20 protein-coding genes and 3 pseudogenes are annotated in these 23,553 nt (G+C 63.2%); 10 read left to right on the forward strand and 13 right to left on the reverse strand.

The genetic code is table 11. From position 1 onward, the window contains the following. Positions 1-2: 2 nt before the first annotated feature. From FHS81_RS15035 to FHS81_RS15070, 8 genes are all read right to left on the reverse strand, one after another. A complete protein-coding gene (locus FHS81_RS15035) occupies positions 3-284 on the reverse strand; it encodes a VirB3 family type IV secretion system protein (RefSeq protein WP_025292295.1) in 282 nt (93 codons plus the stop codon). Next, positions 284-616, reverse strand: a complete 333-nt coding sequence (locus FHS81_RS15040) for a TrbC/VirB2 family type IV secretion system protein (RefSeq protein WP_025292296.1) — start codon at positions 614-616, stop codon at positions 284-286. Before FHS81_RS15040 ends, FHS81_RS15035 begins: the two co-directional genes overlap by 1 nt. Further along, positions 613-1,605 carry a P-type conjugative transfer ATPase TrbB gene (gene trbB / locus FHS81_RS15045; protein ID WP_025292297.1) on the reverse strand — a complete coding sequence of 331 codons (993 nt, stop codon included), beginning with the start codon at positions 1,603-1,605 and terminating at the stop codon, positions 613-615. Before trbB ends, FHS81_RS15040 begins: the two co-directional genes overlap by 4 nt. Before the next feature lie 144 nt (positions 1,606-1,749). Further along, positions 1,750-2,211, reverse strand: coding sequence for a ribbon-helix-helix domain-containing protein (locus tag FHS81_RS15050; RefSeq protein ID WP_025292298.1), 462 nt, complete (start codon positions 2,209-2,211; stop codon positions 1,750-1,752). Positions 2,212-2,221: 10 nt separating this feature from the next. Beyond that, positions 2,222-4,207 carry a conjugal transfer protein TraG gene (locus FHS81_RS15055; RefSeq protein ID WP_025292299.1) on the reverse strand — a complete coding sequence of 662 codons (1,986 nt, stop codon included), beginning with the start codon at positions 4,205-4,207 and terminating at the stop codon, positions 2,222-2,224. Between the two features lie 154 nt (positions 4,208-4,361). Next, positions 4,362-5,330 (reverse strand): LysR family transcriptional regulator, encoded by a 969-nt coding sequence (locus tag FHS81_RS15060; RefSeq protein WP_246375051.1) that lies wholly within the window; start codon positions 5,328-5,330, stop codon positions 4,362-4,364. A 9-nt stretch (positions 5,331-5,339) separates the two neighbouring features. Further along, the gene (locus tag FHS81_RS15065; RefSeq protein WP_183754371.1) at positions 5,340-6,326 is read right to left on the reverse strand and encodes a quinone oxidoreductase family protein; all 987 of its coding nucleotides are present in this window, start codon (positions 6,324-6,326) and stop codon (positions 5,340-5,342) included. After that, entirely contained in the window at positions 6,323-7,306 is a 984-nt protein-coding gene (locus tag FHS81_RS15070) for an aldo/keto reductase (RefSeq protein WP_025292302.1), read from the reverse strand. Before FHS81_RS15070 ends, FHS81_RS15065 begins: the two co-directional genes overlap by 4 nt. A gap of 46 nt (positions 7,307-7,352) precedes the next feature. On the opposite strand from FHS81_RS15070, the gene FHS81_RS15075 reads away from it, so the two are divergent. Beyond that, positions 7,353-8,294, forward strand: coding sequence for a LysR family transcriptional regulator (locus FHS81_RS15075; protein ID WP_025292303.1), 942 nt, complete (start codon positions 7,353-7,355; stop codon positions 8,292-8,294). An 18-nt stretch (positions 8,295-8,312) separates the two neighbouring features. Here the strand turns inward: FHS81_RS15075 and FHS81_RS15080 are convergent, their stop codons facing one another. Both FHS81_RS15080 and FHS81_RS15085 read right to left on the reverse strand, forming a co-directional pair. After that, a complete protein-coding gene (locus tag FHS81_RS15080) occupies positions 8,313-8,600 on the reverse strand; it encodes an NHL repeat-containing protein (protein ID WP_141402019.1) in 288 nt (95 codons plus the stop codon). A 162-nt stretch (positions 8,601-8,762) separates the two neighbouring features. Then, a pseudogene (locus FHS81_RS15085) lies at positions 8,763-9,101 on the reverse strand (integrase core domain-containing protein); the annotation flags it as partial. Between the two features lie 152 nt (positions 9,102-9,253). Here FHS81_RS15085 and FHS81_RS15090 point away from each other — a divergent pair. After that, positions 9,254-10,550 (forward strand): annotated as a pseudogene (locus tag FHS81_RS15090) (IS110 family RNA-guided transposase). A gap of 210 nt (positions 10,551-10,760) precedes the next feature. On the opposite strand, the pseudogene FHS81_RS15095 reads toward FHS81_RS15090, so the two are convergent. Continuing rightward, positions 10,761-11,467 (reverse strand): annotated as a pseudogene (locus FHS81_RS15095) (IS3-like element ISSpma1 family transposase); the annotation flags it as partial. A gap of 69 nt (positions 11,468-11,536) precedes the next feature. Between FHS81_RS15095 and FHS81_RS15100 the strand changes: the two are divergent. Then, the gene (locus tag FHS81_RS15100; protein ID WP_183754373.1) at positions 11,537-11,854 is read left to right on the forward strand and encodes a transposase; all 318 of its coding nucleotides are present in this window, start codon (positions 11,537-11,539) and stop codon (positions 11,852-11,854) included. A 91-nt stretch (positions 11,855-11,945) separates the two neighbouring features. Next, a complete protein-coding gene (locus tag FHS81_RS15105) occupies positions 11,946-12,578 on the forward strand; it encodes a hypothetical protein (protein WP_025292306.1) in 633 nt (210 codons plus the stop codon). Between the two features lie 47 nt (positions 12,579-12,625). Here the strand turns inward: FHS81_RS15105 and FHS81_RS15110 are convergent, their stop codons facing one another. Together FHS81_RS15110 and FHS81_RS15115 are read right to left on the reverse strand one after the other, a co-directional pair. Further along, positions 12,626-13,327 (reverse strand): IS6 family transposase, encoded by a 702-nt coding sequence (locus FHS81_RS15110; protein WP_025292307.1) that lies wholly within the window; start codon positions 13,325-13,327, stop codon positions 12,626-12,628. 276 nt (positions 13,328-13,603) lie between these two features. Then, on the reverse strand, positions 13,604-14,260 hold the full coding sequence (locus FHS81_RS15115) for a TetR/AcrR family transcriptional regulator (RefSeq protein ID WP_239371455.1): 657 nt from the start codon (positions 14,258-14,260) through the stop codon (positions 13,604-13,606). A gap of 188 nt (positions 14,261-14,448) precedes the next feature. Between FHS81_RS15115 and FHS81_RS15120 the strand changes: the two genes are divergently transcribed. Genes FHS81_RS15120 through FHS81_RS15145 form a run of 6 tightly spaced genes read left to right on the forward strand, consistent with a single transcriptional unit; the run spans position 14,449 to position 23,475 of the window. Then, the gene (locus FHS81_RS15120; protein WP_047100005.1) at positions 14,449-16,101 is read left to right on the forward strand and encodes an electron transfer flavoprotein-ubiquinone oxidoreductase; all 1,653 of its coding nucleotides are present in this window, start codon (positions 14,449-14,451) and stop codon (positions 16,099-16,101) included. A gap of 28 nt (positions 16,102-16,129) precedes the next feature. Then, positions 16,130-17,251: a thiolase family protein gene (locus FHS81_RS15125; RefSeq protein WP_025292310.1), complete on the forward strand. Its 1,122-nt coding sequence runs from the start codon at positions 16,130-16,132 to the stop codon at positions 17,249-17,251. A gap of 1 nt (position 17,252) precedes the next feature. Continuing rightward, positions 17,253-19,550, forward strand: coding sequence for a 3-hydroxyacyl-CoA dehydrogenase/enoyl-CoA hydratase family protein (locus tag FHS81_RS15130; RefSeq protein WP_097137736.1), 2,298 nt, complete (start codon positions 17,253-17,255; stop codon positions 19,548-19,550). A gap of 21 nt (positions 19,551-19,571) precedes the next feature. After that, positions 19,572-21,332 carry an acyl-CoA dehydrogenase C-terminal domain-containing protein gene (locus tag FHS81_RS15135; RefSeq protein WP_025292312.1) on the forward strand — a complete coding sequence of 587 codons (1,761 nt, stop codon included), beginning with the start codon at positions 19,572-19,574 and terminating at the stop codon, positions 21,330-21,332. Positions 21,333-21,359: 27 nt separating this feature from the next. Further along, the gene (locus FHS81_RS15140; protein WP_183754375.1) at positions 21,360-23,009 is read left to right on the forward strand and encodes a long-chain-fatty-acid--CoA ligase; all 1,650 of its coding nucleotides are present in this window, start codon (positions 21,360-21,362) and stop codon (positions 23,007-23,009) included. 7 nt (positions 23,010-23,016) lie between these two features. Then, positions 23,017-23,475 carry a MaoC family dehydratase gene (locus FHS81_RS15145; RefSeq protein WP_025292314.1) on the forward strand — a complete coding sequence of 153 codons (459 nt, stop codon included), beginning with the start codon at positions 23,017-23,019 and terminating at the stop codon, positions 23,473-23,475. Positions 23,476-23,553 lie beyond the last annotated feature (78 nt).

Genomic DNA, 23,553 nt, shown 5'->3' on the forward strand with positions numbered 1-23,553 from the left:
CGTCAGACCGACAGATGACCGGGGATGCGCAGATGCCTGCGGCCCACCTCGACAAAAAGCGGGTCGCGCTTGGCCATCCACACGGCGGCGAAGTGGCCGACGACCCAGATGGCGAGTCCGACCAGCCAGAGACGCAGGCCGAGACCCACGGCCCCGGCCAGCGTTCCGTTCAGGATGGCGATGGAGCGCGGAGCGCCGCCGAGCAGGATATGCTCGGTCAGCGCCCTGTGGACCGGGACGGAAAATCCCGGCACCGCGTCGAGTTGTTCGAGGCCGCCCGCCATCAGACGAGCGCCCCGCCGCCGAACGAGAAGAACGACAGGAAGAACGAGCTGGCGGCAAAGGCGATGGACAGGCCGAACACGATCTGGATCAGGCGGCGGAAACCGCCCGACGTATCCCCAAAAGCCAGCGCGAGGCCCGTCGCGATGATGACGATCACGGCGATGATCTTGGCGACCGGCCCCTCGATCGACTGAAGGATGCTCTGAAGCGGAGCCTCCCACGGCATCGACGAGCCGGAAGCATGGGCCGCCGGGGCGAGCATCAGGCTGATGGAAACGGTGGCGGCTGCGGTCGCCATGGTGCGGCAGCCGCGCGAAAGCGTGCGGATCATGAAGAGTCTCCTTTTGGGTTGGTTGCCGAAGTGATGGGATGCGTGATGCGGTAGTCGCCGTCCGGTCCCAGCCCCTCGACGCGGGCGAGTTCGGCCAGCCGGCGCGCGGAACCGCGCCCGGAAAGGACGGCAACAAGGTCGATAGTCTCGGCGATCAGCGCGCGCGGGACGGTGACAACAGCCTCTTGAATGAGCTGTTCGAGGCGGCGCAGCGCACCGATGCCCGTGCCGGCATGGATGGTGCCGATGCCGCCGGGGTGCCCCGTGCCCCATGCTTTCAGAAGGTCGAGAGCTTCGGAGCCGCGCACCTCGCCGATGGGGATGCGGTCGGGGCGCAGGCGCAGCGAGGAGCGCACCAGATCGGAAAGCGTCGCCACGCCGTCCTTGGTCCGCATGGCGACGAGGTTGGGCGCGGCGCATTGCAGTTCGCGCGTGTCCTCGATGATGACGACGCGATCCTGCGTCTTCGCCACCTCCGCGAGCAGCGCATTGGTCAGCGTGGTCTTGCCGGTGCTGGTGCCGCCCGCGACGAGGATGTTTGCGCGGGAGGAAACTGCCGCGCGTAACGTCGCGGCCTGATCGGCGGACATGATGCCCGCCACCACGTAATCGTCGAGCGTGAACACCGCGACGGCGGGCTTGCGGATGGCGAAGGCGGGTGCGGCGACGACCGGCGGCAACAAGCCTTCAAACCGCTCGCCGGTTTCGGGTAGTTCCGCCGACACGCGCGGGGATCGGGCGTGGACCTCCGCGCCGACATGGTGCGCGACCAACCGGACGATACGCTCGCCATCGGCGGCGGACAGCATCTCGCCGGTATCGGCCAAACCTTCGGACAGCCGGTCGATCCAGATGCGACCGTCCGGGTTCAGCATCACCTCGATGACGGCGGGGTCTTCGAGAAACCGGGCGATGGACGCGCCGAGCGCCGTGCGCAGCATCCGCGCGCCACGCGCTATCGCCTCCGGTTTCTGATGATGTGCAGTCATGTCGGCCCCGATTTCTCGCGGGGCGCGACAGACGGTCCCCGCATCGGGTCGATTAAGAAAGCCCGAAATTGGGCTGCTTCAACAACTATCTAAGCGAAAGCGGTGATCGGCGGCCATCGGCGGCAAATAGGATGGGTTGAAAATCTAAGCGTGGTCGTCATCAGCCTCGGGCTCACCTTCCGTTAGACTGTCATGAAGCGAATCCATGTCGCGCGACAACTCTTTCAGGAACCTATCGCCGGTCGCTAGCCTGCGGCCGAGATTCTGCATGAAGCCCTCGAACCGCTCGTTGCCCTTGATCCGTGCGGACTGTTTGGCGCTATCCGGCAATGGCGGGGTCATCGTCAGCCAGAAGTGAACGAACAAGGAGAGGGTCTCGCCGAGCACGGCGAGATCTTCGTCCAGCGTGCCGATCTGCCGGCCGATCTTGTCGAGGCGGCGCGACATGGCCGCTTCCAGCCGATCCGATGTGTCGCCCGACAGGAAGGATGCGACCGCCGCCTCGACGATAGCGGACTTCGAGACCTGCCGGCGCAGCGATAGCGCCTCGACCTGTTTGAGCAGTTCCGGGTCGAAATAGACATTCATGCGGGTGCGGGCTGTCATGGGCGGCCTCTCAAAGCTCTATGCCGTCATCGGGGTTCATCGACGCTTGCCGGGCGATCATTCGCATCCGCGAGCGCAGCGCGCGGGCCTTGGCCGCGTCCACGTCCGGCTCGTCGTCCAGAATGTCGAACTCCTGGGCGGGCATTGGTGGCGGCGGGATGATCTCCTCATGCTCGGGCAATTCCGGCTCGCGGCGGATGCCGGCATTGTCGGGATCGCCCTCGGCGTCACGGGCAGCGGTCGAAGCTGGCCTGTCCGCCGAGACGATGACGCGGCTCGTCCAGTCGTCCGTTGCCGGCTTCGCCGCTGGTGCGGATGGCAACTCGGGCGGCGGCAGGATGCGCTCCTGCAATCGCACGTCCTCGAAATAGCGGGCCTTCTTCGCCCGGATCGGTGGCGTTCCCGCGACCATCACGATTTCGTCGGCGGGCGGGAGTTGCATGATCTCGCCGGGAGTCATTAGCGGCCGCGCCGTCTCCTGCCGCGATACCATCAGATGCCCGAGCCAGGGCGCGAGGCGATGGCCGGCATAGTTGGTGGAGTCGCGCATCTCGGTTGCTGTGCCGAGCGAGTCCGACACGCGCTTGGCGGTGCGCTCGTCGTTCGTGGCGAAGGCGACGCGCACATGGCAGTTGTCGAGAATGCTGTTGTTCGGCCCATAGGCGCGCTCGATCTGGTTGAGCGATTGGGCGATCAGGAAGGACTTGAGGCCGTAGCCAGCCATGAAGGCCAATGCCGATTCAAAGAAATCGAGCCTGCCCAATGCCGGAAACTCGTCCAGCATCATGAGCAGGCGATGCCGCTTGCCGGATAGCGTCAGCTCCTCGGTCAGCCTGCGGCCGATCTGGTTGAGGATCAGGCGGATCAGCGGTTTCGTCCGGTTGATGTCGGACGGCGGAACGACGAAATAGAGCGTCACCGGCTTCCGGCTGCCGACCAGATCGGCAATGCGCCAGTCGCAGCGGTCCGTGACGCGCGCCACGACCGGATCGCGGTAGAGGCCGAGGAACGACATGGCGGTGGACAGCACGCCCGATCGTTCGTTCTCGCTCTTGTTCAGCAGTTCGCGCGCCGACGAGGCGATGACAGGATGAACGCCGGCTTCGCCCAAATGCGTCGTGTCCATCATCGCGCGCAAGGTCGCTTCGACCGGACGGCGGGGATCGGACAAGAAGTTGGCGACGCCCGACAGGGTCTTGTCCTGCTCGGCATAGAGAACGTGCAGGATCGCGCCGACAAGCAGGCTGTGACTGGTCTTTTCCCAATGGTTACGCTTGTCGAGGCTGCCTTCGGGATCGACCAGAATATCCGCGATATTCTGCACGTCGCGGACTTCCCATTCGCCCTGCCGCACCTCCAGCAACGGGTTATAGGCGGATGATCTGGTATTGGTCGGATCGAACAGCAGGACGCGCCCGTGCTTCGCGCGGAAGCCGGCTGTCAGGGTCCAGTTCTCGCCCTTGATGTCGTGAACGATGCAGCTTCCCGGCCAGGTCAGCAGCGTAGGCACCACGAGGCCGACGCCCTTGCCGCTGCGGGTCGGTGCAAAGCAAAGGACATGCTCGGGACCGTCATGGCGCAGATAGTCGTGGGTATAACGGCCGAGCAGGACGCCATCGGGGCCGAGCAAGCCGGCCGCACGGATTTCCCTATCTTCCGCCCATCGAGCCGAACCGTAGGTGGCGACATTGCGGGCCTCCCGCGCCCGGATGATCGACATGAGGATGGCGGCGGCAATGGCGAGGATACCGCCGGACGTGGCGATGGCCGCGCCCTCCATGAAGATCGTGGGCGCATAGGCGTCAAAGGAGAACCACCACCAGAAGAAGGCGGGCGGATGGTAGAACGGCCAACCGGCCAGATCGAACCAGGGGCTTCCGAGTTGGGGCTGGAAGCCGAGCCGGAACGCCACCCATTGCGTCGCCGCCCAGGTCATCACCAGAACAATGATGAAGACGACGGCAATCTGCCCCCAGAGTATTCGGCCTCCACGCATACAGGCTCCAATCGGCAAGAGAGACGGAGCCGATCAGAGAATAGGTGTTTCCGCGAGAGGCAACAGCAAAGGTTCGGACGTAGGGCTACGGGATACGATCGGCGGCAAATAGGACGGGTGAGAGCGGCACTATTTCAGCACTGTGCGTCCCGATCTATCGCGAATCGGATTTTGGATGCGAGCGGCCCATTTTCGTCGCCAGGGCGAGAAGGTTCGACAGCAGGGGATCGCGATTTCGCGGCGACCAGACCGCCGAGAACGGGATGGTTTCAGGCTCGTCAAGGATCGGCAGAAAAACGACATTTGCCATAGCGGCAGCGGTGCTTTCCTTGACGAAAAGCGAAATGCCATGCCCTGCGGCAATCATCGACATCAGCGTGCTGCGCTCGACATCAACGCGCTGGATTGCTGGTGTCAGCCGTTTTCCTGCCGAACGGGCAACGATCAGATCATGCACCTGCGGGCCGGTGCCATTATGGCGAACGAGGAAGGTTTCCTCTGCGAGCTGCCGCCATTCGAGATTCTGCTGCGCAGCCAATGCGTGTCGTGCTGGCAGCGCCACCATCAGGCGGTCATGCCAGATCACGCGACAATTGAGGTCGGGGATTTCGTAGTTTCCGGCCATGAAAGCGGCATCCAGTTGGCCTTCGCGAACCATGAGCTGGGTGTCGCGTGCCGTGCCTTCGGTAATACTGGGGCGGACACCCGGATGCTCGGTCTGGAAGCTTTCCAACAGGCGGTTAAGGAAACAGCCCGGCGTGATGGCATGAACGCCGATCCGAATCTCGCCATCCTCGCCCCGTGACTGCATTCCGGCCGTCTGAATTGCCCTGTCCAGAATGCCCATGGCATCATGAACCTGATCGACGAAGCGGCGTCCGGCTTCGGTAAGGCGGACGCCGCGCGTATTGCGGTCGAAGAGGGTGATGCCCAGGTCTTCCTCCAGCGCTTTGATCCGTGTGCTGACGCTCGACTGACTGGTGCCGAGCGCCAGAGCGGCGCGATGGAAGCTGAGATATTCCGCGACAGCGAGCGTCTGGACCAGAGCGATCATCGGGATGCGACCGCCGGGAATCGCGATCACCCCTTCTGCACCATGACTATTGCCCCGCCTCCTGCGCATTCCGTTGCCCTACGGAATCAGCAAGAGGCTTCCGGTTGTGCGGCCAGCCTCCAGATTCGATTGGGCTTGCGCCGCATCGCTCAATGGATACTCGCGGCCAATTTCTGCGGAGACGCCCTTCTGCATCACGTCGAGCAAGGCTTCGGCCGCCTGGTGATAGGACGGTAGATCGGCGGCATATGCCATCACACTCGGCCGGGCGAGCGATAGCGAACGGATGGGGCCGATTTCCTCGACAGCGAGCAACGGAATAGGCCCGGCCGCCTGACCAATGCTTGCGACCGTGCCGAAGCGCCGGGTGCAGGCCAAGCTTTTGAGCAGCGTATCACCGCCGATGCCGTCGATAGTATAGTCCACGCCGATGCCGTGGGTAAGCGATCCGACCTCCGATACCAGATCGGCATCACGTCCGACGATAACGTGATCCGCACCATAGCCTCGCGCGATGTCGGCCTTTGTGGCCGATCCCGCCGTGCCGATAACGGTCGCTCCGAGGTGCTTCCCCCAACGCACGAGAATCGAACCCAGGCCGCCCGCGGCCCCGTGGATTAGCAAGGTCGTTCCCGGTTTAACCGCGTAGGTGCGCGTCAACAGCATATGGGCCGTCAGCCCTTTGAGCATCGACGCGGCCGCGCTGCGAAACTCAATTCCATCCGGTAGCTTGATGAGCCGCGAAACCGGCAAAGACCGCGCCGTTGTATAGGCACCGGCCGGCGCACCCGCATAGGCTACACGATCCCCGATAGAAAAGCCGGAAACGTCATCGCCAAGGGCTTCGACTACACCGGCACCCTCAACACCGAGAATGGCAGGTAGAGAGAGCGGGTAAAGACCAGTCCGGTGATAGATGTCGATAAAATTTACCCCAATAGCGAGGTGGCGGACGCGAACCATGCCGGAGACAGGTTGCTCCGATGGAAGCTGCGCGACTTCAAGGTTCTCAACGCCACCGATGCCGATCATGCGCACGATAGTCTTCTGTTCGGAGGGGTTCATGCGTTGACGCCCTTCATGCCTTCGGCGGTGTAGCGCTCTCCGGAAACAGGCAGGCTGGACAATGCCTTTTCAAGAATGGAGCGTGCTGTCTCGCTGAGAGTGACGGCGGTGGCGGCGACGTTTTCTTCGAGATACTTGACCCGCTTGGTGCCGGGGATCGGCACGATGTCGTCGCCCTTGGCCAGCAGCCATGCCAACGCCACCTGCGCCGGGGTGCAGCCTTGTTCGGCTGCAATGCCGCGCACGAGTTCGACCAGCGCACCGTTGGTCTCGGCATTCTCCGATGCAAAACGCGGCAAGCTGGCCCGGAAATCGCCGTCTTCGAACTGCGATCCGGCCTGAAATCGGCCGGTGAGAAACCCGCGCCCAAGCGGAGAATAGGCGACGAAACCAATGCCCAATTCGCGGCAGGTCGGCAGGATCTCGGTTTCCACGTCGCGCGTCCAGAGCGAGTATTCTGTCTGCACGGCCGTTACAGGATGAACGACATGGGCACGGCGCAACGTCTCGGCGCTGACCTCGCAAAGCCCGATATGGCCAATCTTGCCCTCGCGTTTCAGCGCGGCCAAACCCTCCATCGTCTCCTCGATTGGACGTTCGCGATTGATGCGGTGAACATAGTAGAGATCAATTCGCTCGACACCGAGCCGTTTGAGCGAGGCTTCGCAGGCGCGGCGCATATAATCTGTGCTGTTGTCGATGGTGCGTGTGTATTCGCCGGGTTTGCGAACGATGCCGAACTTGGTGGCAATCTTCACATCCGCGTGGCTGTCGGCAAGGAAACGGCCGATCAGCTCCTCATTGTGGTGCGGGCCATAGGTGTCGGCGGTATCGAGGAAGTTGACGCCCAGATCGACGGCACGACGCAGGACCGTCAAAGATTCCGCGTCGTCGCGTGGACCGTAGAACTCACTCATTCCCATGCAGCCCAGACCGATGGCGGATACCGAAAGATCAGGCCCGAGCATTCTTTGTTGCATTGCTTTGCTCCTTGTTTGTGCAGGCTAAAGATGGTTTTCTTTTTTGATGGGAAAAGCCGCCAATAGTCGTAATCAGATTTCCGAAATCGGAAAGCATGACGCAAACCGCCTGCGATGGGACGATGCGCGCGTATTCCTCGCCATTGCGCGCAACGGATCGCTGAGCGGTGCGGCGGCACACCTCGGGGTCGGTCTCGCCACCGTCTCGCGCCAGATCGAACGGTTGGAAGTCGCTCTCAACCTGACGCTCTTCAGCCGTCACCAGAATGGCTACCGGCTGACCGATGATGGCGCGGCGTTGCTGGAGCGTGCCGAGGCGCTGGAGCAGGCGGCTGACGCTTTCGCCGAAGGATCGGCCGTGCAGGCTGAAATCGCAGGGCGCGTCCGTCTGGCTACGGCCGAGACGCTGGCAAACCATGTCATCATCCCGGCCATGCCGAAGCTGACCGACCAGTATCCCGACCTCACGCTTGAAATTGTCACCGATGTTCAGACGGTCAATTTGCATCGGCGTGATGCCGATCTCGCTGTTCGATTGATCAAGCCCCAACGGGGCAATGTCACGATCCGGCGCCTCGGCACGCTTGGTTTCGGCCTCTATGCTTCGCGGACCTATGCCGGGCAGAGAGATGAAGCGGCGAGGCTTGAGACCGACCGCTTCATTACATGGTGCGAGACCTATGCCCATCTTCCCGCCGCACAATGGATCGAGCGTGCTCTACGTGGGCATCCGCCGGTTGTGGCGACCACCACCCTCTCGGCGCAGCTATCGGCGGCAATCGCAGGTGTCGGCCTGGCCGTGTTGCCGCATTTCCTTGGGCGGCAGAACGATCTCGTTTGCCTGCAAGCCGACATCGGCATCGACCAAGAGATATGGCTCGCCGTCCATTCCGATCTGGCGCAGTCGCGCCGGGTTCGCGTGGTCAGCGAGTTTCTTGTCGAGCTGGTGCGAGAAAGCCGAGTGGCGCTCGAAACGCCTGCGCAATAAGCGTGGCTCAGGTTGCTGTCATGCGAGCGGAATGCGGTAAACGGCACCGTTCCCCCAATCCGCCGAATAGAGATTGCCCATCGGGGATACAGTAAGTCCAACAGGACTGGATAGGCCGTCAGCGAGGAGAACGGTCCGGCCGTCATCAAAGACTTCGTGTATGGATGTCCCCCCGTAATCGACGACGAAGACGCGCCCCTCCGGCGTTTGTGCGATGCCCGGACCGGGCGTGCGAAGGGCTTCGCCGGTTTCGATGCGTCTGCCATCTCCGCGCAGGATCGTGATACCGCCACCGATATTCGACACAATGAATCCACCATCTGGCCTATGAACGGCACCGACGGGGGTGCGCAGACCTGAGACGGCGACACTTCGGTTCCAGTCTTTGTCGAACGCCAGGATTTCGTTTGTTCGCCGATTGGCGACGAGAAGACTGATCTGCCCCCAGCGAGTGGGCCGGTTGGTTTGTTAGTGGATTAAGCCCATCGCCGCCATATCCGGACGGAGGTGGAGCGAAGCGGAACCGGAGGCCGGATATAGCGGTGTCGCCGTTTCCGGGGCCGGTGGTCGGTATCCAAGGCTGCTGTGCGGGCGGACGGTGTTGTAATGCCGCCGCCAGGCTTCGATCAGCACCCTGGCCTCGGCGAGGCTGTAGAAAATCTCGCCGTTGAGCAGTTCGTCGCGAAGCGACCCGTTGAAGCTTTCGTTATAGCCATTCTCCCATGGTGATCCCGGCGCGATGTAGAGCGTCTTCACGCCGATTTGCCCCCACCATTTCTGGACAGCGGTCGCGATAAATTCGCTGCCATAGCACATTGGGAAGCGGCCTGTTGAAGGCCGGATTGCCTTGATGGAGGCAAGGGCGCGTAGCGCCCGCAGACTTCATCAAGGCGGCCATGACCGGTCAGCAGGTCTCTAAAGTGAAGTTGTCGACTCAACCCTTTGGAGACTGACCGATCATGACCAAGCGCAGTTCTACTCCCGCCGACGCCGTGCTGGTAGCCATCGATATGTCCAAGCACCGCCAGGAAGTTCTGCTTGAACGACCGGAGGGCGGCCGCCGGCGCCGCATGACAGTGATGGCGACGAAGGCGGATTATGATCGCCTGGCCGACGATCTGACGATCATTGGCAAGCCCGTGATTGTCGGTTTCGAAGCGACTGGCAACTATCACCGCACGCTGGCGCATCGATTGCTGTCCGCCGGGTTTGAGTTGCGCCTGATCTCGTCGGTCGCCTTGGCCCGGACGCGCGAAGCGCTGCACAATGGCTGGGACAAGAACGATTCCAAGGACGCGCAAGTGATCCTGCATATGTTGAGGATCGGTGCGACCCAGCGCTATGTCGATCCGCTGGCAGCCGGTATCAACGATCTGCAGGAGATGTCGAAGACGCATGAAGCCATATCAAAGGCGAAGACCCAGGCCTGGCATAGGATCCTGACCCACTACCTGCCGCTGTATTTCCCGGAGATCGAGCGTTTCGCCGGCAACAGCCGGTCTGACTGGTTCCTGGCGCTGATCGAACGTTTCCCGACGCCGGGGAGCATCATCTCGATCGGCCGCGAAGCCTTCACTGAACAGGCCTGGCCGTTGATCGGTCGCAAGGTCTCCAAGGCCCGGGTAGTCAACGATATCTATGAGACCGCCTCTGCATCGATCGCGCTGCCGATTGACGAGGATTCCACTGCGATCACGATGTTCCGCATGGTCGTCGCTCAGGCTCGTACCCTGATCCAACAACGCAATGAGATTGAGCGGATCGCCCATGACGCGCTGGCCGCGAACCGCGATTATCAGCTTCTGCGGATGATCCCAGGCATCGGACCGATCAATGCCCTGACGATCCTTGCCGAGGCCGGTGATCTGCGCCGCTTCAGCCATCATCGCCAGTTTCTCAAGTTCTGTGGCCTCGACCTCGCTACCTGTCAGTCCGGTATGTTCCGCGGTCGGACCAAGCTGTCAAAGTATGGCAATGCCCGGTTGCGGCGTACATTCTGGATGGCGACGCAGGTCGCGATCCGCCAGCGCGACAACAGCTTCCGCGATAAGCTGGGGCGCTATGTCGCCGGGTATCCCAACGACCCCGATCGCCGTCGCAAGGCGATGACCGCGCTCACCGCCAAAATGGCGCGCGTTGCGCATGCCGTCATCAAGACGGGAACCGAGTACCGTCCGTTCGTCGAACGGGCGGACACCAGATGGAAGGACCCCTCTCTGTGCAGCCGTGAGGGCGCTACCGCGACCCTGTAGATAATGTTCGGGCCTTCCATCTGGCATCCGTATCTCATTTTAAGGACGGTGAGGACCACGACCCACGCGGCTGCTGGATCCTGTGTTTGCTATGGCCGAGAGCGCATTCCTTGACGATGGAAGCCATCTGGATCATAAAAATCATCAGCGCCGATTACACTCGGCGCAACGAGACCTGCTGGCCTTTGCCCGCTGCTGCTTCCCTACATAGGACGTTATCGGACCGTATATGCGCTGGCGGGCCACGCGAGATGAACAGGTCAGCCAGAGCCGCCAGAACATCCTCATGCTTGAGTTGCCGTGCAACGATGAGCGCTAAGCACTCCCTGCTGGCCTCGTCGATGATGGTCAGGATGCGGAACTTGCGGCCATCATGCGTGCGACCCTCGACGAAGTCGTAGGCCCACACATGCCCCGGATACTCAGGCCGCAGGCGGATGCATGATCCGTCGTTGAGCCACAGACGCCCGCGCTTTGGCTGGCGCTGCGGCACTTTGAGCCCTTCGCGCCGCCATATCCGCTCGACCCGTTTATGGTTCACCGTCCATCCCGCATGGCACAGCAACGCCGTCACCCGGCGATAGCCGTAACGACCATATTGCTTCGCCAAAGCGATAATGTCCTCCGTCAGCGCCTGTTCGTCATCCGCCCCGCGCGGCACTTTACGCTGTGTCGATCGATGCTGCCCCAGAACCCGGCATATCCGTCGCTCGGATACCCGGACGGGCAGATCCCGTCGTATATGATCGATGCAGCGCCGCCGCCGCGCGGGGCTCAGAAGTTTCCCCGTGCCGCCTCCTGCAATATCAGCTTGTCCAGCGTCAGGTCGGAGATCGCGCGGCGCAGCCGCTGGTTCTCCTTCTCCAGATCCTTCATCCGCCGCGCCTGATCGGTCTTCAGACCGCCATATTCCTTGCGCCAGCTAATGGGATGGACGGCTCTCCCACCCCGGAGCATCGTTGTGCAACCGGCAGTCGAAGGAGAGGAATGATGACCATCGATGTACTTGGTATTGATCTGGCGAAGAATGTCTTCCAGCTGCATGGCGTTGATCGCAAGGGCAATGCGATTTTCAAACGGCGGGTCATGCGCGACCAACTACTTTCGGTGCTGGCCGGGATTGAGCCCTGCACCGTCGCGATCGAAGCCTGCACAGGAGCATTTTGCTGGGCCCGCCAATTTGAAGAGTTGGGCCACAACGTGAAGATCGTGAGTCCTCAATATGTGAAGCCATTTGTCAAATTATGGTCACCTCGCCATAAGCGGACTAATCACGAGGTCTCCATAATGCGGAGGAACGCGGCCTGATCGGCGGATTTTCGCCGTTTTCGGATGGGCTTGCTTTGCATTATTTGGTGCCGAACCTCTGCGGGTCAATTGACCAACAGAGGACCCGCCAATGCTCGATAACCATCACGAACTTATTTCCGCACTCAATTCCTCGCTTCTCAGTCAGGGATACAGCCCGGTCGTGGTGAGGAATTACTGCACCTACGCATCTGGATTTCTCGATTATCTGGTACTGCGGGGCGTCCCGGTCGCAGACGTGATCGACGTGCAGGTAGAGCAATACCTGCGGCACGCGATCGTAAAGTTCGAAAAGGAGCGTGGTCGACGTCCCAGCGCACGCTGGTACAAGGTTCCGCGTTCCGGGATTCATGCGTTGTTGCGACTTGCTCACGGTCAATGGCCGCCAGCAATCGAGCCTATCTGCGCGGCCGATGTGGCCCGATTTGCAGTTTGCGACGAATACGAAATCTGGCTGCGTGAGGAACGCGGGTTGGCTCGCTCCAGCGTCGCAGCGCTGATGTGGGAAGCCCGGAACTTTCTTGCCTGGCAGATCGATTGCGGAAGCGGCGGCTTGGCGGGTCTGAGCATCGTTGACATAGACCGTTACATGGATCTGCGCGCGCCGAAACTGACGCGCGGCTCGCTGAAGTCTGTCGCGGAGCGGCTTCGCTCGCTGCTGCGATATCTCCACATCATGGGTTGCGTCACAACGGACCTATCAGGGCATGTGATTGCATCGTAAACTTAACCGTTGCGAGGCGAGCTGGGATGCAGGGTATCTGCGGCAGGTTATAGTCGAGCGATTTTTGCCCATTGGTCCATTGCAGCGGCGTGCAATTCGCGATGATGGCCGGAGGAGATGTCGTGACGGGGAATATGAAAGAGGTTTGCAATCGGATCGTGGATAGAGACGAAGCGCTGCAAATGTCGGGTCGATTTGAACCGCTTCATGATCCGCTCTCGTCGTCGGATCGGTTGATGGGAATTTTCCGCCCGATTGTTCAGGCCTTTGTGGGAACGATGCTCCACACCCGGCATGATCTCTCGCCTTGCCGCGTCATAGGATCGAAGCTTGTCGGTGATCATTACCCGTGGCGCCCGGCCCTGGCCCCTCAACAGCTTGCGCATCAGGCGCGTTGCCGCCTTGGCGTTGCGGCGACTTTGCACCAGAACATCGAGAACGAAACCATCCTGATTGACGGCGCGCCACAGCCAATGCTTTTTGCCACGGATCGAAATGACGACCTCGTCGAGATACCATTTGTCGCCGAACCGGCCGGACACCCGTCCGCGGATGTCGTTGGCGAAGGCGCGACCGAACTTCTCCGCCCATAGTCGGACCGTCTGATGTGAAACGATGATGCCACGGGCCGCCAGCATGTCCTCGACCATTCGCAAGCTCAGTGGGAAGCGGAAATAGAGCCACACAGCGTGGGCAATGATTTCGGCTGGAAAGCGATGGCGTCGGTAGAGGGGATCACGGTCTGTCATGCCCCAGCATCGCCCAACAAGCTCCAAATTCCGTTAAGTTTACGATGCCGTCGAAGGAGCTTCTGGAGGCCAAGAGCGAGATCCGTTGACCGCGGTCGCAGTTGCGGAGAACCGAGGAGGAGCAGGATCTACCAAAATACGATCACCGGGCTTTGGTTCTCGACCGAGTGATGCTTGCACCTCGCCCGGCGGATGCTCTTGATGGTCTCTTAAACCGTTGTTGTTTGCGGTCCGGATTTCTGTCTCATCTCGTGATAGCTTGTCGGCGACGGGGTTTCATCTCGCCGGAGATACTCGCTCTACGCCCTCTTTTTCCTTAACATCGTGGCGGAAGATCCTCACGATCTGCCGGCCGATATCCTCCGGGCTCATGCCGCCCTGGCGGTACCAGCTGCTGACATTGTTGAGCAATGTCAGCAGCAGCAGACGGTAGACGCCGCGGTCGAGCGCCGGGTCGAGCGGCAACCCCGGGATCAGCTCACGGAATATCGCTTCGAAGGCATCGCGCTTCGCCACCAGCCGCTCGCGTATTTCCGGCGGCGCGGAAGCGAAATCATTCATCAACGGCATGGTCAGAGAGTGCGGATCGAGCTGGATTTCCAGCATCGTGACGCAAGCCGCCTCGAGACGCTCCCACGGATCTGTCTTGCCCGCCATGGCCGTCGCTATCCGGTCCCCGGCCACCTGCAGCGCCATGTCGTGGATGCGAACGAACAAGGCTTCCTTGGACTTGATGTAGTGATAGAGCGAACCGCCCAGCAGGCCGACCTTCTCGCCGATATCGCGCACGGAGGTCGCCGCATAGCCCCTTTCGGCGAACAAGCCGGCGGCGGCCTCGAGGATTTCACAATGCCGCTCGCTCAACTCGCCGCCGACCATTGCGGCGGCAAGACTGTCACGCAGGGTAGAGACCCCACCTCCCGCGTCCTTCATTCTGGTTCTCGCTTCCCGTTTCACTTGTAGGCCGGCCGCGCGAAGCGCCGACCGACATCGTTTCACAAGCCTTACCTCACCGGCATCATGCCGGTAAAGATTCAGCTTGCCAATTGTAACAATCGTTTGATACAGGATTGACAGCGTCAAGAGGAGGAGACCGGGTGAGCGACAATCTGCGCGAATCGATGGATTTCGACATCGTCATCGTCGGTGCCGGACCCGCCGGGCTTGCCGCCGCGATCCGCCTCAAACAGCTCGCCGATGAAAAGGGCGCGGATCTCTCCGTGGTCGTCGTGGAGAAGGGCTCCGAGGTCGGCGCGCATATCCTCTCTGGCGCGGTCATCGATCCCTCCGGCCTCGACCGGCTTCTGCCCGAATGGCGAAAGGATCCGGAACGCCCGCTGAAGACCGAGGTTTCCGACGACCGTTTCTATTTTCTCGGGCCGGCCGGCCATATCCGCCTTCCGAATGCCTTCATGCCGCCGCTGATGAGCAATCATGGCAATTTCATCGGCTCGCTCGGCAATGTCGCCCGCTATCTGGCGGCGCATGCGGAAGCCCTTGGCGTGGAGATCTATCCGGGCTTCGCCGCGACCGAAGTGCTCTACGACGAAAACGGCGCGGTCGCCGGCATCGCCACCGGCGACATGGGCATCGATCGCGACGGCAAGGCCAAGGACGACCATACGCCGGGCATGGAATTGCGGGCGAAATACACCCTCTTCGCCGAGGGCGCGCGCGGCAGCCTGACCAAGCAGCTTCTGGCCCGCTTCGATCTGATGGAGGGCCGCTCGCCGCAGAAATTCGGCATCGGCATCAAGGAACTCTGGCAGATCGACCCGCAGAAGTTCCGCCCCGGCCTCGTCCAGCATTCCTTCGGCTGGCCGCTCGACCTGAAGACGGGCGGCGGCTCCTTCCTCTATCACTTCGAAGACAATCTCGTGACCGTCGGCTTCGTGCTGCATCTCGATTACAAGAACCCCACGCTCTCTCCCTTCGAGGAATTCCAGCGTTTCAAGACCCACCCCCTGATCCGCGAAACCTTCGAGGGCGGCAAACGCATCGCCTATGGCGCCCGCGCCCTGACCGAGGGCGGCTGGCAGTCGGTGCCCAGGCTCGCCTTTCCGGGCGGCGCGCTGGTCGGCTGCGCTGCCGGCTTCATGAACGTGCCGCGCATCAAGGGCAGCCACAACGCCATCCATTCCGGCATCCAGGCGGCGGAGGCGGCCTTCGCCGCGCTGAAATTCGGCCGTGCTGCCGATGCGCTGGACGACTACGAAAACGGCTGGCGCGCCTCCGTCATCGGCCGCGACCTGAAGCCGGTGCGCAACGTCAAGCCGCTCTGGTCCCGCTTCGGCACGGCCCTCGGCGTCGCGCTGGGCGGCATCGACATGTGGCTGCAGACGCTGACCGGCCTCTCGCCCTTCGGCACGCTCAGGCACAGGAAGGCCGATTTCGAAAGCCTGAAACCGATCTCGGAGGTCACCCCGATCCGTTATCCCAAGCCGGACGGCGTCCTGACCTTCGACCGGCTGTCCTCCGTGTTCCTGTCGAACACGAACCACGTCGAGGATCAGCCGGTTCATTTGCGGCTCGCCGATCCGTCGATCCCGATCGGCCGCAACCTGCCGCTCTATGGCGAGCCCGCCCGGCTCTACTGTCCGGCCGGCGTCTACGAGGTGGTCCACGACGACGCGGAAAACCACGCCGAACCGCGCTTCGTCATCAACGCGCAGAACTGCGTTCACTGCAAGACCTGCGACATCAAGGATCCCGCGCAGAACATTACCTGGGTCCCGCCCGAAGGCGGCGGCGGACCGAACTATCCGAACATGTGACGCCCCCGTCATGAAAAGGAAGATCTGAATGAGCACGGCCTATATCGTCGATTACCTCAGAAGCCCGTTCACACCCGCCTATCGCGGCGCCCTCGCCGGCACCCGGCCGGACGACCTCGTCGCCGGCGTCATCAAGGCGCTTGTCGACCGGTCCGGCGTCGATCCGGCGGAAATCGAGGATGTGAACCTCGGCTGCGCCTTCCCCGAGGGCGAGCAGGGCCTGAACATCGCCCGCTGCGCGGCGCTGATCGCCGGCCTGCCGCAATCGGTCGGCGGCTCCACCGTCAACCGCTGGTGCGGCTCTTCCATGCAGGCGATCCAGATGGCCGCCGGCGCGATTGCCATGGGCGCCGGCGACGTCTTCGTGGCGGGCGGGGTCGAGAACATGAGCCGCGTGCCGATGATGGGCTTCAACCCCATGCCCAATCCCGGCTGGAGCGACGTGCAGCGCCTCGCCTTCCTCAACATGGGCCTGACGGCGGAAAACCTCGCCGACCGCTATTCGCTCTCGCGCGAGGAGCAGGACGCCTATTCGCTGGAAAGCCAGAAGAAGGCGCTCGCCGCCCGCGCCGACGGCAGGCTTGCGGCCGAGATCGCGCCGGTCGGCGACGTGACCGCCGATGGCTGCCCGCGCGAGACCGACGCGGCGAAGCTCGCCGGCCTCAAGACCGCCTTCAAGGCCGGTGGCTCGGTCACCGCCGGCAATTCCTCGCCGTTGACCGACGGTGCCTCGGCGACGCTGATTTGCTCCGAGGCCTTCGTCAACAGGCACGGCCTCAAGCCGCTCGCCCGGATCGCCGGCTACGCGGTCGCGGGTTGCGCGCCCGAGATCATGGGCATCGGCCCGGTCGAGGCGACTCGCAAGGCGCTTTCTCGCGCCGGTATCAGGAACACGGATCTCGACGTCATCGAGATGAACGAGGCCTTCGCTTCGCAGGTTCTCGCCTGCTGCCGCGACCTCGACATCGATCCCAAAAGCCTCAACCGCGACGGCGGCGCGATCGCGCTCGGCCATCCGCTCGGCGCCACCGGCGCCCGCCTCGTCGGCAAGGCATCCACCCTGCTGAAACGTGATGGTGGCCGCTACGGCCTCGCCACCCAATGCATCGGCGGCGGTCAAGGCATCGCCATGGTCGTGGAGGCCGCGTGAGATGACGAAGATCACCAAGGCCGGCGTCATCGGCGCCGGTGTCATGGGTTCCGGCATCGCCGCCCATCTCGCCAATGCCGGCATCGAGGTCGTGCTGCTCGACATCGAAAAGAAATTCGCCGACGGCGGCGTCGCCCGCCAGCTGAAGGCGAACGGCTTCATGGACAAGAGCTTTGCCGGCCGCATCACCACCGGATCGACCGGCGACGATATGGGCCTGCTCGCCGACGCCGACTGGATCGTCGAGGCCGTCGCCGAACGGCTGGAGATCAAGCAGGCCCTCTACAAGGCGATCGACGCGGTGCGCAAACCCGGTTCGATCGTCTCCTCCAACACCTCGACCATCCCGCTCGCCGCGTTGACGGACGGCCTGCCGGAAAGCTTCGCCGCCGATTTCCTCATCACCCACTTCTTCAATCCGCCGCGCATCATGCGGCTTCTGGAACTTGTCTCCGGCCCGAAGACCCGGCCGGACGTGACCGCGAAAATCCATGACTTCGCCGATCGCGGCCTCGGCAAGACGGTCGTCGTCTGCAAGGACACGCCCGGCTTCATCGGCAACCGCATCGGCAATTACTGGATGGTCGTCGCCCAGAACGAGGCGATCGCCATGGGCCTCGACGTCGAGGAAGCCGATGCCATCATCGGCAAGCCTTTCGGCATTCCCTCGACCGGAATCTTCGGCCTGCTCGATCTCGTCGGCATCGACCTGATGCCGACCATCCTGCGCAGCCTGCAGAACGCCCTGCCGAAGACCGACGCGATCCACGACTATGACGCCGAGCCGGCGCTGATCGCGAAAATGATCGCGGAAAACCGTCTCGGCCGAAAGAGCGGCGCCGGTTTCGTCCGTCTTTCGGCCGACCGCAAGACCCGCGACATCACCGACCTTAAGACCGGCGACTACCGGCCGATGAAGAAGGTCGCCTCCGAAAGCCTGGATGCCGCGAAGGGCGATGCGCGCGCCTTGATGGAACATCCCGGCCCCGGCGGATGCTACGCCTCCGTCGTCATGGAAAAATCGCTGGCCTATGCCGCCGCCCTCGTTCCGGAAATCGCCGATCGCCCCGACGCGGTGGATGACGCCATGCGCACCGGCTATGGCTGGAAGCAGGGACCGTTCGAACTGATCGACCGCCTCGGCGCCGGCTGGCTGGTGGACCGGCTCGAGGCGCGCGGTCTCACTGTTCCCGCCTATCTGGCGCTCGCCGCCGCAAAGGGCGGATTCTACAGCGTCGTCGATGGCAGGCGGAGCTGCCTGTTGCCCGATGGCGCCGTTCGCCCGGTCATGCGCGGCGAGGGCGTCATCACCATCGCCGACGTGAAGCTTTCGAGCAAGCCGGTGGTCGACTATGGCTGCGCCGCGCTCTGGGATCTCGGCGACGGTGTCGCCTGCCTCGAGTTCCGCACCAAGATGAACACCTTCTCCGAAGCCCTGCTCGACGCGATCGATGCGGCGCTCGGTGAGGTCGGCAGGAGCTTCAAGGCACTGGTGATCGGTTCGGATTCGCCCGTCTACAGCGCCGGCGCGGATCTCCGGGTCTTCCTCGAAACCGTCGAGACCGGCGGTTCCGAAGCACTCGGCAAGTTCATCGACAAGGGGCACCGGACCTTCATGGCTGTCAAATACGCGCCCTTCCCGGTCGTCGGCGCTCCCTCCGGGCTCGCCTTCGGCGGCGGCTGCGAGATCCTGCTCCATTGCGACGCGATCCAGGCCCATGCCGAACTCTCGATCGGCCTCGTCGAAACCCGCATCGGCGTCGTGCCGGGCTGGGGCGGCTGCAAGGAAATGCTGGTCCGCCAATATGGGCTCGCCGGCGGCACCAAGGGACCGGTCGCGCCCGCGATCGCCACCTTCAACCTCATCGCCCCGGCTCAGGTCTCCGGCAGCGCCTTCGAGGCCCGCGGCCTCGGCTTCCTCAGGGCGACCGATGGTGTCACGATGAACCGTGACCGCCTTCTGGCCGACGCCAAAGAGAAAGCCCTGTCGCTGGTGGACGGCTACGTCGCGCCGGAACCGCCGCAATTACCGCTGTCCGGTCCGTCCGGCGCCTCGGCAATGCGCAACATCGTCGAGAGCGAAGCGCTCGCGGGCCGCGCCACCGCCCACGACAAGGTCGTCGGCGCGGCGCTGATCGATGTCTTGAGCGGCGGACCGAACGCCGACCCGTTGAAGCCGACGACCGAGGACGAGATCATCGCCCTCGAACGCCGGGCCTTCATTGCCCTCTTCGAGACGCCGGAAACCGTGGACCGGGTGAAGCACATGCTCACCACCGGCAAACCGCTGCGCAACTGATCGCCAAGGAAGAACAACGACATGGCATCCTACAATCCCCCGATCGACGACATCGCCTTCCTGCTGAACGACGTGCTGGATTTCGACGGCCAGATGCAGACGCTGCCGGGCTACGAGGAAGTGAGCGCCGAACTCGCCGTCTCTGTGCTCGAGGAAGGCGGCAAGTTTTGCGCCGGCGTGCTGGAACCCTTGAACCGCCCGGCCGACGAAGAAGGCTGCAAGCTCGAAAACGGCCTCGTCTCCACCCCGAAGGGCATCGCAGACGCCTACAAGGCCTTTGTCGAGGCCGGTTGGGCCGGGCTGTCCGGCGCGCCGGAATTCGGCGGCCAGGGCCTGCCGCGCGCAACCCAGATCCTGCTCGACGAGATGCTGTCTTCCGCCAATCTCTCCTTCGGCCTTTTCCCGGGCCTGACGCGCGGCGCCGTCGAGGCGATCGAGCATCACGCCAGCGACGAGTTGAAGGCGAAATACCTGCCGAAGATGATTTCCGGCGAATGGACCGGGGCCATGGCGCTGACGGAATCTTCCGCCGGCACCGATCTCGGTCTGCTCACGGCCCGCGCCGAGCCCGTCGGCGACGGCTCCTACAAGATCAAGGGCACCAAGATCTTCATCTCTTCCGGCGACCAGGATTTCGGCGGCAACATCATCCATCTGGTGCTCGCCCGCCTGCCCGACGCACCGAAGGGCGTTAAGGGCATTAGCCTGTTCCTCTCGCCGAAATTCCTCGTCGAAGACGACGGTTCCCTCGGCGCCCGCAACGGCATGTCGGTCGGCTCGCTCGAGCACAAGATGGGCATCCATGCCCAACCGACCTGCGTCATGAACTATGACGGCGCTATCGGCTGGCTCGTCGGCGAACCGGGCCGCGGCCTGAATGCGATGTTCACGATGATGAATGCGGAACGCCTGTTCGTCGGCATTCAGGGTCTCGGCATCGCCGAAGCCGCCAATCAGAAGGCCGCCAGCTACGCCCGCGAACGCCTGCAGGGTCGTTCGCTCGACGGCAGCCGCGGACCCGTCCCGATCATCGAGCATCCCGACGTACGCAAGATGCTGCTGACCGGCCGTTCCTTCATCGACGCCGCCCGGGCGCTGGCGATCTGGACCGCCATGCAGATGGATATCGCCGCCCGCCATCCCGATCCCGCCGAACGCCGGCGCGCCGACGGTTTCGTCGCCCTGCTAACGCCGGTGGTCAAGGCAGCCTTCACCGATTTCGGCTTCGAGACCGCGGTGATTTCGCAACAGGTCTTCGGCGGCCACGGCTATATCCGCGAATGGGGCATGGAGCAGTTCGTGCGCGATGCCCGCATCACCCAGATCTACGAGGGCACCAACGGCGTCCAGGCCATGGATCTCGTCGGCCGCAAGCTGCCGATGGAAGGCGGGGAACTCGCCGGACGTTTCTTCGATCTGGTCAAGCAGGATCTGCAGGCGGCGTCACTCGTTCCCGCCACAGAGCGGATCGTCGCCGCCACCGCCTCGGCGCTCGACCGCCTCGAACGCACGACCGAGTTGCTGCTCGCCGGCAGCGGCGATCCGGCCGTGGCCGGCTCGGCCGCAACCGACTATCTTCGCCTCTTCGCGCTCACCGCCTTCGGCTGGATGTGGGCGAAGATGGCCGCCAGCGCCGCGGCGGCCGATACGCCGCCGAAGGTCCGCAAATGCGCCGTCGCCGATTTCTTCGCCGATCGCATGCTGCCGCAGACCCTCGGCCTCGAAACCGCGATCGCCAACGGAGCGACCTCGATCATTGCCCTGAACCAAGACCTTTTCTGATCCGTATACTCCAAGGGAGGAAGTAGCATGCTCGGAATGATGATGAACTCGCCGCTGCTGGTGTCGACCATCCTGCGCCACGCGGCGACCTATCACGGCACGACCGAAATCGTGTCGAAGACGGTCGAAGGACCGATCCACCGCTATACCTACGCCGATCTGTCGAAGCGCAGCCAGAAGCTCGCCAACGCGCTGAAGCGGCTCGGCCTCGAATTCGGCGACCGCGTCGGCACACTCGCCTGGAACGGCTACCGCCATCTGGAACTCTACTACGGCGTCTCCGGTTCGGGCCTCGTCTGCCACACGATCAATCCGCGGCTCTTCCGCGAGCAGATCGGCTACATCATCGAGCATGCGGGCGACAGCGTGATCTTCGCCGATCTCACCTTCCTGCCGATCCTGGAGGCACTCGCCGACCGGCTCTCCGGCATGAAGGCGATCGTGATGATGACCGACGAGGCGCACATGCCGAAGTCGGAAGCCCTGCCGAACCTTGCCTGCTACGAGACCCTGATCGCCGGTGAGTCCGACGAATACGACTGGCCGGTATTCGACGAGAACACCGCCTCCGGCCTGTGCTACACCTCCGGCACGACCGGGGACCCGAAGGGCGTTCTCTACAGCCATCGCTCCAGCGTGCTCCACGCAATGTCGAGTTCGATGCCGGATGTGCTCGGCCTGTCGGCCAACGACGTGCTCTCGCCGATCGTGCCGATGTTCCATGTCAATGCCTGGGGCGTCCCCTTCTCCGGCCCGATGGCCGGCGCCAAGCTCGTCATGCCCGGTCCGAACCTCGACGGCGCCAGCCTGCATGCCCTGTTCGAAGCCGAAGGCGTCACCTGCACCGCCGGCGTTCCGACCGTCTGGCTCGGCCTGCTCGACTGGATGGACGCCCACGGCCAGCGCTTCACCAGCCTGAAGCGGGTGGCGATCGGCGGCTCGGCCTCATCGCCGATCATGATCAGCCGCTTCCACAACATGGGCGTCAAGGTCCGCCATGCCTGGGGTATGACCGAGACCAGCCCGATCGGCCTCGCCGCCTGCCTGATGCCGAAGCATCAGTCGCTCACGCCCGAACAGAGGCTGATGCTCGAGGCCAAGCAGGGCCGCCCGGTCTACGGCATGGAGTTCCGCGTCGACGGCGCCGACGGCAAGCCGATCACCCGAGACGGCAAGGCCTTCGGTGCGATGATGGTGCGCGGTCCGTGGGTCGCCGCCGGCTACTACAACACTTCGGAAAGTGCCGCACACGAAGTTCCCGGCTGGTTCAACACCGGCGACGTCGTCACCATGGACGAGGACGGCTTCGTCCAGATCGTCGACCGCACCAAGGACGTCGTCAAATCCGGCGGCGAATGGATCAGTTCGATCGAACTGGAGAACATCGCTCAGGCCCATCCGGCGGTGAAGGAGGCGGCGGTCGTCGCCAAGCCCGATGCGCGCTGGGGCGAGCGCCCGGTCCTCGTCGTCGTCCTGAAGCCCGGCGAGAGCTTCGGCCGCCACGAGATGGTCGAGCACTATACCGGCAGGATCTCCAAATGGAGCATCCCCGACGACGTGATCATCGTCGACGAACTGCCGCACACGGCGACCGGCAAGCTCCTGAAAACCGCGATCCGCGATATCGTGCTCAAGGAATATGCCAGCGTCACCCCCGACGACAGCATCATCGGCTAGGCGCGCCATGACGAACGATGTTCAGAGCCTTTACCTCGAGGACATTGCGGTCGGCCAGACCTTCGAAAGCGCTCCGCATGTCCTGACGGTCGAGGAAATCAAGGATTTCGCGGGCCGCTACGACCCGCAATTCTTCCATCTCGACGACGAGGCGGCGCGGGAGAGCCTGTTCGGCGGCCTCGCCGCCAGCGGCTGGCACACCGCCGCGACGACGATGCGCCTGCTGGTCGAAAGTGTGCCCTTCTTCGGCGGGCTGATCGGCGCCGGCGGCGAGATCTCCTGGCCACGCGCGACGCGACCGGGAGACGCCATCCGTCTGCGCAGCGAGGTCACAGCGGTCACGCCATCCCGCTCGCGCCCTGAGCGCGGCATGGTCAACATGCGTTGCGAGACGGTCAATCAGCACGACGAGGTGGTGCAGGTCTTCACGCCGAAGATCGTCGCATGGCGGCGAACCCTGCTTTGACGGACTCCACCAAAATCTGGAAGACAGCTCAGCGTCTCAGGTCAGTCTCTATACGCGGCTGCCCGCTTCGTGCATGAT

The sequence above is a fragment of the Pseudochelatococcus contaminans genome, assembly GCF_014195635.1.
Lineage (GTDB): Bacteria > Pseudomonadota > Alphaproteobacteria > Rhizobiales > Beijerinckiaceae > Pseudochelatococcus > Pseudochelatococcus contaminans.